Origin of the sequence: Streptomyces sp. NPDC053513 (assembly GCF_044544765.1) — a bacterium.
Taxonomy (GTDB): domain Bacteria; phylum Actinomycetota; class Actinomycetes; order Streptomycetales; family Streptomycetaceae; genus Streptomyces; species Streptomyces litmocidini.
Map to the genome: position 1 here is coordinate 95,522 of NZ_JBITXP010000014.1, position 12,857 is coordinate 108,378.

General features: G+C 72.6%; 15 protein-coding genes. 12 read left to right on the plus strand and 3 right to left on the minus strand.

The features are described from left to right. Positions 1 to 9 precede the first annotated feature (9 nt). Positions 10 to 369, plus strand: coding sequence for a hypothetical protein (locus ACIGW4_RS23870; RefSeq protein ID WP_123456146.1), 360 nt, complete (start codon positions 10 to 12; stop codon positions 367 to 369). Positions 370 to 381: 12 nt separating this feature from the next. Here ACIGW4_RS23870 and ACIGW4_RS23875 read toward each other — a convergent pair whose 3' ends face one another. Beyond that, positions 382 to 603, minus strand: a complete 222-nt coding sequence (locus ACIGW4_RS23875; RefSeq protein WP_398711817.1) for a hypothetical protein — start codon at positions 601 to 603, stop codon at positions 382 to 384. Between the two features lie 146 nt (positions 604 to 749). Here ACIGW4_RS23875 and ACIGW4_RS23880 point away from each other — a divergent pair, with 146 nt between their 5' ends. The 4 genes from ACIGW4_RS23880 to ACIGW4_RS23895 all read left to right on the plus strand — a co-directional run bounded on the left by ACIGW4_RS23880 (position 750) and on the right by ACIGW4_RS23895 (position 4,352). Continuing rightward, positions 750 to 1,961, plus strand: a complete 1,212-nt coding sequence (locus ACIGW4_RS23880; protein WP_123456148.1) for a sensor histidine kinase — start codon at positions 750 to 752, stop codon at positions 1,959 to 1,961. Positions 1,962 to 2,051: 90 nt separating this feature from the next. Beyond that, entirely contained in the window at positions 2,052 to 2,726 is a 675-nt protein-coding gene (locus ACIGW4_RS23885) for a response regulator (protein ID WP_399582727.1), read from the plus strand. 17 nt (positions 2,727 to 2,743) lie between these two features. Then, on the plus strand, positions 2,744 to 3,922 hold the full coding sequence (locus ACIGW4_RS23890; protein WP_359589878.1) for a cytochrome P450: 1,179 nt from the start codon (positions 2,744 to 2,746) through the stop codon (positions 3,920 to 3,922). 4 nt (positions 3,923 to 3,926) lie between these two features. Then, positions 3,927 to 4,352: a PaaI family thioesterase gene (locus tag ACIGW4_RS23895; protein ID WP_399582729.1), complete on the plus strand. Its 426-nt coding sequence runs from the start codon at positions 3,927 to 3,929 to the stop codon at positions 4,350 to 4,352. Between the two features lie 115 nt (positions 4,353 to 4,467). Here the strand turns inward: ACIGW4_RS23895 and ACIGW4_RS23900 are convergent, their stop codons facing one another. Next, positions 4,468 to 5,466 carry a Gfo/Idh/MocA family oxidoreductase gene (locus tag ACIGW4_RS23900; protein ID WP_399582731.1) on the minus strand — a complete coding sequence of 333 codons (999 nt, stop codon included), beginning with the start codon at positions 5,464 to 5,466 and terminating at the stop codon, positions 4,468 to 4,470. 154 nt (positions 5,467 to 5,620) lie between these two features. Between ACIGW4_RS23900 and ACIGW4_RS23905 the strand changes: the two genes are divergently transcribed. From ACIGW4_RS23905 to ACIGW4_RS23930, 6 genes are all read left to right on the plus strand, one after another. Continuing rightward, positions 5,621 to 6,340 (plus strand): GntR family transcriptional regulator, encoded by a 720-nt coding sequence (locus tag ACIGW4_RS23905; RefSeq protein WP_123457569.1) that lies wholly within the window; start codon positions 5,621 to 5,623, stop codon positions 6,338 to 6,340. A gap of 88 nt (positions 6,341 to 6,428) precedes the next feature. Further along, positions 6,429 to 7,448 (plus strand): sugar ABC transporter substrate-binding protein, encoded by a 1,020-nt coding sequence (locus ACIGW4_RS23910; protein ID WP_399582733.1) that lies wholly within the window; start codon positions 6,429 to 6,431, stop codon positions 7,446 to 7,448. Continuing rightward, positions 7,445 to 8,500 (plus strand): ABC transporter permease, encoded by a 1,056-nt coding sequence (locus tag ACIGW4_RS23915; protein ID WP_123456154.1) that lies wholly within the window; start codon positions 7,445 to 7,447, stop codon positions 8,498 to 8,500. The genes ACIGW4_RS23910 and ACIGW4_RS23915 overlap by 4 nt, the downstream gene beginning before the upstream one ends. Next, entirely contained in the window at positions 8,497 to 9,282 is a 786-nt protein-coding gene (locus ACIGW4_RS23920) for an ATP-binding cassette domain-containing protein (protein WP_359589876.1), read from the plus strand. Before ACIGW4_RS23915 ends, ACIGW4_RS23920 begins: the two co-directional genes overlap by 4 nt. A gap of 58 nt (positions 9,283 to 9,340) precedes the next feature. Continuing rightward, the gene (locus tag ACIGW4_RS23925; RefSeq protein WP_123456156.1) at positions 9,341 to 10,516 is read left to right on the plus strand and encodes an ROK family glucokinase; all 1,176 of its coding nucleotides are present in this window, start codon (positions 9,341 to 9,343) and stop codon (positions 10,514 to 10,516) included. Next, complete coding sequence (locus tag ACIGW4_RS23930) at positions 10,513 to 11,109, plus strand: hypothetical protein (RefSeq protein WP_185094675.1); 597 nt, start codon at positions 10,513 to 10,515, stop codon at positions 11,107 to 11,109. Before ACIGW4_RS23925 ends, ACIGW4_RS23930 begins: the two co-directional genes overlap by 4 nt. Before the next feature lie 124 nt (positions 11,110 to 11,233). Here the strand turns inward: ACIGW4_RS23930 and ACIGW4_RS23935 are convergent, their stop codons facing one another. Beyond that, a complete protein-coding gene (locus ACIGW4_RS23935; RefSeq protein ID WP_399582736.1) occupies positions 11,234 to 11,599 on the minus strand; it encodes a hypothetical protein in 366 nt (121 codons plus the stop codon). Between the two features lie 375 nt (positions 11,600 to 11,974). Here ACIGW4_RS23935 and ACIGW4_RS23940 point away from each other — a divergent pair, with 375 nt between their 5' ends. After that, a complete protein-coding gene (locus ACIGW4_RS23940) occupies positions 11,975 to 12,811 on the plus strand; it encodes an SAM hydroxide adenosyltransferase (RefSeq protein WP_123456158.1) in 837 nt (278 codons plus the stop codon). Positions 12,812 to 12,857: the final 46 nt, after the last annotated feature.

A 12,857-nucleotide genomic window follows, 5' to 3' on the forward strand; every position in this document is an offset into this window, starting at 1 on the left:
TCTTCGACCATGCGTTCACTCGTGTACGACAATGCGTTCCGCGCCCGTGCCCGACGCACCCAGGGCTGGGGCCTCGGACTCCTCGCCCTCGCCGTGCTCCTGTGGATCTGGCTCGCGGTGCTCCTCTTCACGCCCTACGAGACCGGTGAGTCCGACCACGACTGCACATCCCGGTTCACCAGCGAGAACCTCCACGACAGCGACAGCGGCTGCGTCAACGAGCGCGACTGGCCCGAACTCCTCGCCGTCCTCGGCGCGTCCGTGCCCGTGGCCGTCATCGGCTCCGTCCTCTACACCAGCGGCTCCGTGTCCCACCGCATGGCCGAACACCTCGCCGAGGTCACTCGCCTCGACCGGGCGAGCGCCTGACCCCGCCGGGGCTCAGTCCTCGGCTGTTCGGCTCCCCGCGATCGCGAGGACCAGCCCGAGGACCGCGACGACGATGTTCGCGAACAGCTCCCGGTCCTCCAGGAACCACACGTTCTCCGTGAGGAACCGGGTCAGCCCCATGAAGTGGAACCAGCCGCCGGTCAGCTCGCGGATCACTCCGGCGACACCGGCCAGGAACAGCAGCACCCCGAGACCCTCAAGAAACTTCTTCATGACCCGATCATGGAGGGGACGGCCGGCCGGCCGCGTCCGCCGCTCGTCCACGGAGATCGATACCAAAGTATCGATCTCCGCGACTCCGGTAGCCCGACGGCCTGTACGACCGCCTGCGCACGCCCGGCCTGCGTACATTTGCGGACATGACCCGTACGGACCGGCAGCGTTGGCTGCTCCCCTCCCACCTGGCCGAACCGGGCGGGACCGGAGCGGCCAGGCCCCGCCGTACCCTCCGCGACTGGATCGTGGACACCACCCTGTTCCTCCTCGCCGCGTTCGTCGGCCTCCTCGCCGCCGACACCAGCGCGCAGTACACCAGCGAGACCGTCACCCTCGTCGACCAACTGGCCGGCGCCGTCGCCTGCTGCGCCCTCTGGCTGCGCCGCCGGTGGCCCGTCGGGCTCGCCGTCGCCCTCTCCCTGGCGAACGTCGTGGCCCCGGTCGCCGCCGGAGCCCTCCTCGCGAGCCTGTTCAGCGTCGCCGTACGCCGTCCGTTCCGCGAGATCGCCTGGATCGGCGCGCTCGCCGTCGCCACCTCCGCCGCCCAGGTCTTCGTCCGCCCCGACCCCACCACCAACGCCGGTCTCTCCGTCGCCCTCGGCTTCGTCCTCATCCTCCTCGTCACCGCCTGGGGCATGCTCGTCCGCTCCCGGCGCCAGCTCGTCGAAGCCCTCAGGGAGCGGGCCCGCCGCGCCGAGGCCGAGGCCGAACTGCGCGCCGCCCAGGCCCAGCGGCTCGCCCGCGAGGCCATCGCCCGGGAGATGCACGACGTGCTCGCCCACCGGCTCACCCTGCTGAGCGTGCACGCCGGAGCCCTGGAGTTCCGGCCGGATGCCCCGCCCGAGCAGATCGCCCGCGCGGCCGGAGTCATCCGCGACAGCGCCCACGAAGCCCTCCAGGACCTCCGCGAGATCATCGGCGTCCTACGAGCCCCCGGCGAGAACGGCGACGGCGACCGGCCCCAGCCCACCCTCGCCACCCTCGGCGCGCTGGTCGACGAGTCCCGCGAGGCCGGTGCGAAGGTCGTCCTCGACAGCACCGTCGACGACCCGGCCGCCGTGCCCGCCGCCACCGGCCGCACCGTCTACCGCATCGCGCAGGAGGCCCTCACCAACGCCCGCAAGCACGCCCCTGGCACCACCGTCACCGTCACCGTGCGCGGCCGGCCCGGCGAAGGCCTCACCGTCGACATCCACAACCCGGCCCCCGCGGGTCCGGTGCCCCACGTCCCCGGCTCCGGGCAGGGCCTCATCGGCCTCACCGAACGGGCCACCCTCGCCGGCGGCCGGCTGGAGCACGGCCCGGCCCCCGACGGCGGTTTCGCCCTGCACGCCTGGCTGCCGTGGCCGGCGTGACCTTCCGACCGATCCCGTCGTACGTGCGGCTGCCGTGGCCGGCGTGACCTTCCGACCGATCCCGCCGTACACGCGGCTACCGTGGCCCCCATGACCATCCGGCTGATCGTCGTCGACGACGACCCCCTGGTCCGCGCGGGCCTCTCCCTCATGCTCGGCGGCGCCGACGACCTCGAGATCGTCGGCGAGGGCGCCGACGGCCGCGACGTCCCCGAACTCGTCGCCCGGCACGCCCCGGACGTCGTCCTCATGGACATCCGCATGCCCCACGTGGACGGCCTCACCGCCACCGAACGGCTCCGCGCCCGCCCCGGCGCCCCCGAGGTCGTCGTCCTCACCACCTTCCACGCCGACGAGCAGGTGCTGCGCGCCCTGCGGGCCGGTGCCGCCGGTTTCGTCCTCAAGGACACCCCGCCCGCGGAGATCGTCGCCGCCGTCCGCCGGGTCGCCGCGGGCGACCCCGTCCTCTCCCCGGCCGTCACCCGCCAGCTCATGACCCACGTCGTGGAGCGGCCGGAACGGTCGCCGCGGCGCGCCACGGCCGCCGGACGCCTCGCCGAACTCGGCGACCGCGAGAGGGAGGTGGCCGTCGCCGTCGGGCGCGGCCGGTCGAACGCCGAGATCGCCGCCGAGCTGTACATGAGCGTCCCCACGGTCAAGACCCACGTCTCCCGGATCCTCGCCAAGCTCGGCCTCAACAACCGCGTCCAGATCGCGCTCCTGGTCCATGACGCGGGCCTGCTGGACGAGGCGGGCGGAGACTAGTCGGATAGTCTTCCCCGATGTCCGTCATCGAACTGGGGGAGTACGGCGCGGACTTCACCGCGAACCCGTACCCCTACTACGCGAAGCTCCGTGAAGCAGGGCCCGTCCACGAGGTGCGGATGCCCGACGGCTTCCAGTTCTGGCTGATCGTCGGCCACGAGGAAGGACGCGCGGCGCTCGCCGATCCCCGGCTCGCCAAGTCCCCGTCCGTCATCGGCGTCCGCCCCCCGGAGGAGGACGTCATCGGCGTCCACCTCCTCGCGGCGGACGCCCCCGACCACACCCGGCTGCGCCGCCTGGTCACGGCGGAGTTCACCGGCCGCCGGGTCGAGGGCCTGCGCCCCCGCATCGAGCGGCTCACCCACGAACTCGCCGACGCCATGGAGCCGGCCGGCCGCGCCGACCTCGTCGACGCCTACGCCTTCCCGCTGCCGATCACCGTCATCTGCGAGCTCCTCGGCGTCCCCGCCGAGGACCGCGCGACCTTCCGCGGCTGGTCGAACGAGCTCGTCACCCCGACCGGCGAGCGGGGCATCCTCGACGCCCTGGAGGGCTTCGGCGGCTATCTCGACGGGCTCATCGAGGACAAGCGGGCCGCAGGGCCCGCCGACGACCTGCTCTCCGGTCTGATCGCCGCCCGCGCCGAGGACGGCGACCGGCTCTCCGGGCCCGAACTCCGCGCCATGGCGTATCTGTTGCTCATCGCCGGCCACGAGACCACCGTCAACCTGATCTCCAACACCGTGCGCAACCTGCTCACCCACCCCGAGCAGCTCGCCGCCCTGCGCGCCGACCCGGACCTCCTCGACGGGGCGATCGAGGAGTCCCTGCGGTACGACGGACCGGTGGAGACCGGCACCTTCCGCTTCACCCGGGAGCCCGTCGCCATCGGCGACACCGTCATCCCGGCGGGGCAGAGCGTCCTGGTGGGGATCGGCGCGCTCGACCGGGACCCGGCCCGCTTCCCCGAACCCGACCGCTTCGACATCCGCCGCGACACCCGGGGCCACCTCGCCTTCGGTCACGGCATCCACTACTGCCTGGGCGCGCCGCTCGCCCGGCTGGAGGGCAGGATCGCCCTCCGGACGCTCCTGGACCGCTTCCCCCGGCTGGAACTCGACGCGGACCCGAACACGTTGGACTGGCTGCCCGGCATGCTCATGCGCGGGACCCGTCATCTCCCCGTCCGGTGGTGAACCCTTGAGCGATCAGACCCCCGCCCTCGACCTCGACCTCGCCCAGAAGGTCCTCGACGCGCAGCCGTTCAGCCGGCTCGTCGGCGCCCGCCTCACCGAATTCGGCGCGGGCCGGGCGGTTCTGGAGCTGGACCGCCGCGACGAGCTGAGACAGCAGAACGGCTTCCTGCACGGCGGGGTGCTCTCGTACGCGGCGGACAACGCGATCACCTTCGCCGCGGGCGCCGAGCTCGGCCCGGCCGTGCTGACGGCCGGGTTCTCCATCCAGTACGTCCGGCCCGCGACCGGCGGCGTGCTGCGCGCCCGGGCGGAGGTGGTCCACGCCGGGCGGCGGCAGGCGGTGGTGCGCTGCGACCTGTCGACCGTCGACGAGCAGGGCGCCGAGACGCTGTGCGCGGTGGCCCAGGGCACGGTGTTGTCAGCCGGCTGACCCGGCCCCGTCGCCCCGACCGGCTCACCCGCCCTGGTGAGACGGACCGGCCCCGTCGCTTCGACCGGCTCACCCGCCCCCATGAGCCGGACCGGCCTCGCCGTTCCCGACCGGCTCACCCCGCCCCGGTGAGCCGGACCGGCACCCGCTCCCGCCGTGAGCGCTCGCACGCCTCGGCGATCCGGAGCGCCGCCAGGGCCTCCCGGCCGTCGCAGGGGTTGGGCGCCTCGCCGCGCACCAGCCGTACGAAGGCGTCCAGCTCCGCCTCGTACGCGGGGGCGAACCGCTCCAGGAAGCCGGGCCAGGGCTTGTCCGGGGCGGGCGGGCCCTGCGGCTCCGCCGAGGTGAGCGGGGTCCGGTCGTCCAGGCCCACCACGATCTGGTCCCGCTCGCCCGCCAGCTCCATGCGGACGTCGTACCCGGCGCCGTTGCAGCGGGTCGCGGTCGCCGTCACCAGCGTGCCGTCGTCCAGGGTGAGCACGGCCGCGGCCGTGTCCACGTCGCCCGCCTCCCGGAACATCGCGGGCCCGGCGTCCGAGCCCGTCGCGTACACCTCGACGACCTCCCGCCCGGTCACCCAGCGGACGACGTCGAAGTCGTGCACGAGACAGTCGCGGAAGAGACCCCCGGAGAGCGGCAGGTACGCGGCGGGCGGCGGCTCCGGGTCGGAGGTGACCGCCCGCACGGTGTGCAGCCGGCCGAGCCGCCCCGACCGCACGGCCTCGCGCGCCGCCCGGTACCCCGCGTCGAAACGGCGCATGAAGCCCAGCTGGAGCACCGTGCCCGCCTCCGTCACCGCGTCGAGCGCCCTCAGCGTCCCCGGCACGTCCAGGGCGATCGGCTTCTCGCAGAAGGCCGGCAGGCCCGCCCGGGCGGCGCGGGCGATCAGCTCCGCGTGCGCGGCCGTCGCCGAGGCGATCACCACGGCGTCCAGGGCGTGCCCGAGCAGCGCGTCCACGTCCGGCGCCGCCTCCGCCCCCAGCGCCCCCGCCACCCCGGCCGCCCGGACGGCGTCCGCGTCCGCCAGGACCAGCGACTCGACCTCCGGGTGCCGGGCCAGCACCCCCGCGTGGAAACTCCCGATCCGTCCCGTACCGATCAGTCCGATGCGCATGGCCCCACCGTGGAGGCGGGCGGCCCGACTGTCAAGGATTTGTCCGGACAACCGGACGTCACGACTTCCCGTCATCAGCTTCCGGTCCTCAGCGGCCCCGGGCTACGCTCGCCCCGTGTCCAAGCAGTCCGGCTCCTCCCTCCCCCCGCTCTCCGTGGACCGCACCAGCCCGGTCCCGCTCTACTTCCAGCTCGCCCAGCAGCTGGAGAGCGCCGTGGAGAACGGGACGCTCGCCCCGGGCACCCTCCTCGGCAACGAGATCGACCTCGCCACCCGCCTCGGCCTCTCCCGGCCCACCGTCCGCCAGGCCATCCAGTCCCTCGTCGACAAGGGCCTCCTGGTCCGCCGCCGCGGCGTCGGCACCCAGGTCCTGCACGGCAGGGTCCGCCGCCCGATGGAGCTCAGCAGCCTCTACGACGACCTCGCCGCCGCCGGACAGCGCCCCGCCACCCGGGTCCTGGTCAACCGGCTCGAACCCGCCGCGGGACCGGTCGCGGCCGCCCTCGGCGTGCCCGAGGGCACCGAGGTCCACTACCTCGAACGGCTCCGCACCGCGCACGGCGAGCCGATGGCGTACCTGCGCAACCACCTGCCCGCGGGTCTCGTCGACCCCGACACCGCACGCCTGGAGACCACCGGCCTCTACCGCCTGCTCCGCTCCGCCGCGCTCACCCTGCACAGCGCCCGCCAGGCCGTCGGCGCCCGCGCCGCGACCGCCGAGGAGGCCGCGCTCCTCGACGAACCGGAGGGCGCGCCGCTGCTCACCATGGAGCGCGTCACCTTCGACGACACCGGACGCGCCGTCGAGTACGGCTCCCACCTGTACCGGGCCACCCGCTACTCCTTCGAGTTCCAGCTGATGGCCCGTCCGTAGCCACTCGGGGGGACCCCTCACCGGCGCCACGACCCGCATGACCGATACTGCAATGCACGCAGAAGGACACAAAGGAGGGCACGGCCTCGTGACCAGGCTTCGGACAGGAGGGGTACGCGCCGCAGTCGGCGCCGTCCTCGCCCTCGCACTCACCGCGGCGCTCGCCGGGTGCAGCAGCACCGGCGGAAAGCGCGCGGAGGACGCCCGCAAGGCCGCCGCGGCCCAGGGCAGGGCGGCCGTCGACACCCCCCGCTGGACCTTCGCGATGGTGACCCACTCGGGCGACGGCGACACCTTCTGGGACATCGTCCAGAACGGCGCCAAGCAGGCCGCCGTCAAGGACAACATCAACTTCCTCTACGCCCACAACGACGAGGGCAAGGAACAGGCGCAGCTGATCGACTCGTACGTCGCCAAGGGCGTCGACGGACTGATCGTCACCCTCGCCAAGCCCGACGCCGTGAAGGCCGCCGTCGAGAAGGCCGTCAAGGCCGGCATCCCGGTGATCACCGTGAACTCGGGCGCCGAGCAGTCCAAGGCCTACGGCGCGCTCACCCACATCGGCCAGGACGAGACCGTCGCCGGCGAGGCCGTCGGCGAGGAACTCGACAAGCGCGGCAAGAAGAAGGCCCTCTGCGTCCTGCACGAGCAGGGCAACGTCGGCCACGAGCAGCGCTGCGCCGGAGTGAAGAAGACCTTCGGCGGCGAGTTGGTGAACCTGTACGTCGACGGCACCAACATGCCCGACGTCAAGGCCTCCGTCGAGGCCAAGCTCCAGTCCGACAAGGACATCGACGCCGTCGTCACCCTCGGCGCCCCCTTCGCCGACACCGCCGTCCAGGCCGTGAAGGGCGCCGGCAGCAAGGCCGAGGTCGACACCTTCGACCTCAACGCCAAGGTCGCGACCGCCCTGGAGGCCGGCACCCTCGGCTTCGCCGTCGACCAGCAGCCCTACCTCCAGGGCTACGAGGCCGTCGACCTGCTCTGGCTGTACCGCTACAACGCCGACGTCCTCGGCGGCGGCAAGCCGGTCCTGACCGGCCCCCAGATCATCACCAAGGACCAGGCCGCCGCGCTGAAGCAGTACGCGGATCGGGGCACCCGATGAGCTCCACCGCCCCGCCGTCGGACGGCGTCGACCACGTCGACGAACGACTGCTGCGCACCACCCCCCTGAAGAAGCTGCTCGCCCGCCCCGAGCTCGGCTCGGTCGTCGGCGCGATCGCCGTCTTCGCCTTCTTCGCGGTGGCCGCCGACAGCTTCCTCAACCCCTCCAGCCTCGGCACGGTCCTCTACGCGGCCTCCACCCTCGGCATCATGGCCGTCCCGGTCGCCCTGCTGATGATCGGCGGCGAGTTCGACCTCTCCGCCGGTGTCCTGGTCACCAGCTCCGCGCTGGTCTCCTCGATGTTCAGCTACCAGATGACGGCGAACGTCTGGGTCGGCGTCGGCGTCTCGCTGCTCGTCACCCTGGCGATCGGCGCCTTCAACGGCTTCATGCTGACCCGCACCAAGCTCCCCAGCTTCATCATCACGCTCGGCACCTTCCTCATGCTGACCGGCCTGAACCTGGGCCTCACCAAGCTGATCAGCGGCACCGTCTCCACCAAGAGCATCGCCGACATGGAGGGCTTCCCCTCCGCGCGGAAGCTCTTCGCCTCGGAGGCGACGATCGGCGGCGTCGAGTTCAAGGTCACCATCCTGTGGTGGCTCGGCCTCGTCGCGCTCGCCACCTGGATCCTGCTCCGCACCCGCTTCGGCAACTGGATCTTCGCCGTCGGCGGCGGCGCCGACGCGGCCCGCGCGGTCGGCGTCCCCGTCCACCGCACGAAGATCGGCCTCTACATGGGCGTCGCCTTCTGCGCCTGGATCTCCGGCCAGCACCTGCTCTTCTCCTTCGACGTCGTCCAGTCGGGCGAAGGCGTCGGGAACGAGCTGATCTACATCATCGCGGCCGTCATCGGCGGCTGCCTGATCACCGGCGGATACGGTTCGGCCATCGGCTCGGCGGTCGGCGCCCTCATCTTCGGCATGACCAGCAAGGGCATCGTGTACGCCGAGTGGAACCCCGACTGGTTCAAGTTCTTCCTGGGAGCGATGCTGCTCCTGGCGACCCTGCTGAACGCCTGGATCCGCAAGCGCGTGGAGGCCACGAAATGACCACTCCGCTCGTGGAGCTGGCCGACGTCAGCAAGTACTACGGCAACATCCGCGCCCTCGAAGGCGTCTCCCTGGAAGTGAACGCGGGCGAGATCTCCTGCGTCCTCGGCGACAACGGCGCCGGCAAGTCCACCCTCATCAAGATCGTCGCCGGTCTCCACCGGCACGACGCCGGGACCTTCCGCATCGAGGGCGAGGAGGTCACCCTCGCCAACCCGCGCGACGCCCTCGACCGGGGCATCGCCACCGTCTACCAGGACCTCGCCGTCGTCCCCCTCATGCCGGTCTGGCGGAACTTCTTCCTCGGCTCCGAACCCACGAAGGGCAAGGGCCCCCTCAAGCGGCTCGACGTCGAGCTGATGCGCACCACGACCCGCGAGGCGCTGCTCCGCATGGGCATCGACCTCCGCGACGTCGACCAGCCCATCGGCACCCTCTCCGGCGGTGAGCGCCAGTGCGTGGCCATCGCCCGCGCGGTCCACTTCGGCGCCAAGGTCCTCGTCCTCGACGAGCCCACCGCCGCGCTCGGCGTCAAGCAGTCCGGGGTCGTCCTGAAGTACGTGGCGGCCGCCCGCGACGAGGGCCTCGGAGTGGTTCTCATCACCCACAACCCGCACCACGCCTACCTCGTCGGCGACCGTTTCGTCCTCCTCAAGCGGGGCGTCATGGCCGCGAGCCACACCAAGGACTCCGTCACCCTGGACGAGTTGACCCGGCAGATGGCGGGCGGCAGCGAGCTGGAGGACCTGCGCCACGAACTGGAGCGGCCGACCGGCGCGTGACCGGCCCGTTCCCCGACGTGACGGCCCCTTCACACCCCACCTGGCAGAATCGGAGCCGATGAGTACCTACCGTGACCTCGCCCACCGGGGAGCCGCCCGCGGGACCGTGCTGCGCACCGTCGGGAGCCGGGAGCGGCGCTCCCACCTGACGGCGCCCCGGGTGCCGACCGTCGGCATCGACATCGGCGGTACGAAGGTGATGGCCGGCGTCGTCGACGCCGACGGCAACATCCTGGAGAAGCTCCGCACGGAGACCCCGGACAAGTCCAAGAGCCCCAAGGTCGTCGAGGACACCATCGTCGAGCTGGTCCTGGACCTCTCCGACCGGCACGACGTGCACGCCGTCGGCATCGGCGCGGCCGGCTGGGTCGACGCAGACCGGGCCCGGGTCCTCTTCGCCCCGCACCTCGCCTGGCGCAACGAACCCCTCCGCGACGCCCTCCAGGGCCGCCTCGCCGTCCCCGTCATGGTCGACAACGACGCCAACACCGCCGCCTGGGCCGAATGGCGCTTCGGCGCCGGACGCGGCGAGGACCACCTCGTCATGATCACCCTCGGCACCGGCATCGGCGGGGCCATCCTGGAGGACGGCCAGGTCAAGCGGGGCAAGTACGGCGTCGCCGGAGAGTTCGGCCACATGCAGGTCGTCCCGGGCGGCCACCGCTGCCCCTGCGGCAACCGGGGCTGCTGGGAGCAGTACAGCTCGGGGAACGCGCTGGTCCGCGAGGCCCGCGAACTGGCCGCCGCCGACTCCCCGGTCGCGTACGAGATCATCGAGCGGGTGAAGGGGAACATCCCCGAGATCACCGGCCCCCTCATCACCGAGCTCGCCCGCGAGGGCGACGCCATGTGCGTCGAGCTGTTCCAGGACATCGGCCAGTGGCTCGGCGTCGGCATCGCCAACCTCGCCGCCGCCCTCGACCCCTCCTGCTTCGTCATCGGCGGTGGCGTCTCCGCCGCCGACGACCTGCTCATCGGCCCCGCGAGGGACGCCTTCCGCCGCCACCTCACCGGCCGCGGCTACCGCCCCGAGGCCCGCATCACCCGCGCCCAGCTCGGCCCCGAGGCCGGGATGGTCGGCGCCGCCGACCTCGCCCGGCTCGTCGCCCGCCGCTTCCGCCGCGCCAACCGGCGCCGCGTCGAGCGGTACGAACGGTACGAGCGCTACGCCCAGGCCCTGCGCAACGGGACCTCGGGCCGGACCGCACGCACCCCCGAGGACCCCTCTTCATGACCCCGCCCCAGCAGACCACCCTGCCCCAGCAGGCCACCCTGACCCGCCCTCCGCAGGACAAGCTGCCCGAGGACCGGGGGCACATGATCCGCCGCCGCTGGCTGACGGCCGTCATCATCGTGCTCCTGGTCGGCATCCCGGCCGGCTACCTCGTCGTCTCCGCGGAACAGAGCCGTGCCAGCGGCCGCGACAAGGAGCGCGAGTCCTCGCCGGCCGGCCTCCAGGACAACTGGCCCTCGCTGATGAAGCGCCGGGTCTTCGAGATCCCGATCCCCTCCGGGGCCTGGGACGTCGCCTACTACGAGACCAGCAACTGGAAGACCAGCCGGCTGTACGTCCAGTTCACGACGACCGCCGGCGGCCTCGACGCCTTCCTCGCCGAGTCCGGGACCTCCCGCTCCGCGCTCGCCCCGGGCCGGGTCACCGTCGGGGAGCGCGACGCCGACATCGCCGGCTGGACCTTCACCCCCGGCGTGAGCTGGGCGGGCGCCGTCGTCACCCGTGAGGAACCGCGTCCGCGGACCGACATCACCGTCGACCTCACCGACCCGGCCTTCCCCCGGGTGTACGCGGTGTCGACGACGAGCCCCTGACGCCCCCCACAGCCCCGAGGAACCGCCCCGAAGAACCGCCGCGGGGACCGATCCCCACGACGATCGCCCCCGGGAGACCCCGGGGGCGATCGTCGTTCACGTGCGCGTGCGGACCGGTCGTCGATCAGCCGGTGCTGTCACCCAGGCCCAGCACCCGCGGGTCGTGGCCGGGGAAGTCCCCGGGCACGCCGCCCACGTCGATCGTGCGGCCGTACACGCCGGCCAGGAACGCGACGGCGCCGACCGGGAACTCCGGCCAGTCGCCGTTGTCCCCGCGCACGACGGCCGGCCACGCGTCAGGATCGGCCGGGCTCGTCCTCCAGGAGAAGGTGTCCCCGGAGGAGGACGACGCCCGGGAGATCAGGCCGCCCGGCTGCGGGAAGGGGACGTGGTCCTCGGTGTCGCCCCTCTCGAACAGGTCCTGGAGGACCTCGTCGTCCCTGGCCTCGGCCGCCCACAACGCCTCGGCGCCGGGCCGGGGGACGGACACCGTCAGGAAGTCGTCGACGACCAGGACCGGGTAGGCCTCCGCCAGAGCACGGAAGTCCGGGGGCAGAGCGGCCCCGAGGCCCGCACCGCGCGCTCCGCGCTCACTCCGGGGGCCGGATCACCCGGCCCCCGGGCCGACCCGGATGTTCACTCCGTGGACAGGTGGTCGCGGTGCTTCCGGTCGGTGCTAGGGTCCCGCCCATGCAGCGCACCACCACCCTCGCCATGATGCGAATGATGCCCCGAACTTCGGAGGCGCTTCGCTAGCGAAGCCGTGCGCGCACAGGATTGCGACGGACCCTCCGGAAACGGAGGGTCCGTTTTTCGTTTCCCCCGATTTCTTTCCCCCAGTTCGACAGAAGGCGAAGAACCCGCCATGACCCGTCCACCGGTCGTCTCCCTCACCGACTGTGCCGATGCCAACGCCCTGGCCCGGCAGTCCACCCGTATCGCCACCCTCTTCGGCGCCACGCCGACCGTCCTGCCGCTGACGGGGCCGGACCCGGAGGGCGCAGCCGCCCTCACCCTGCTCGACCTGCTGCGCTCCACGGACCTGATCGGCGGGCCGACGCAGCCCGTGGTGGTCCTGGTCAACATCGCCCCGAGGGACGGGCACTGGCCCAACGGCGTGCCGTTCTGCTGGTTCCGGCACGGGGAGCACCTGGTCATCAGCACGCTGAACCACCGGGTCCTCGCCCCGCTGGCGGCCTACCTGGGCGTCACCGAGGTTCACGTCACCGACGTCCGCGAGGTGCTGGAGGCCGCTGCCGCCGGATGGGCCGAGCTGGCGCCCGCCGAGGTCGAGGAGATGGTGCGGACCCAGTTCCGCAGCCTGTGGTACGTGCCCCTGCTCGCCCGCTGGCTCGCGGACGGCCGCGAGGTTCCCGCGCGGCCGCAGGCGGTTCAGCCGCCCGTCGCGCGCGAGGTGCGGGTCGCGGTCGTGGACAACTTCGGCAACTGCAAGCTGGACCTGCCGGCCGTCGAACTTCCCGGCTACGACGGCGAGAAGGGCCTGCTCGTGCACAACCGGCACGAGGGCCGCGACGTCGAGGTGCGATGTTACGACCGGCTCCCCGACGTCCCCTACGGCGAGCCCGGAATCACGGTCGGAAGCTCCGGTGTCGGCTTCGCCGAACTGGTGATCCGCGGCGGTTCCGCGGCCGACGTGTTCGGTCTGCACCAGGGCGACCAGGTGTTCGATCTCACCAGCTGATATCTCTATCTCACCTCTCTTTTCCCGGACCTCTCCCGAAGGACCC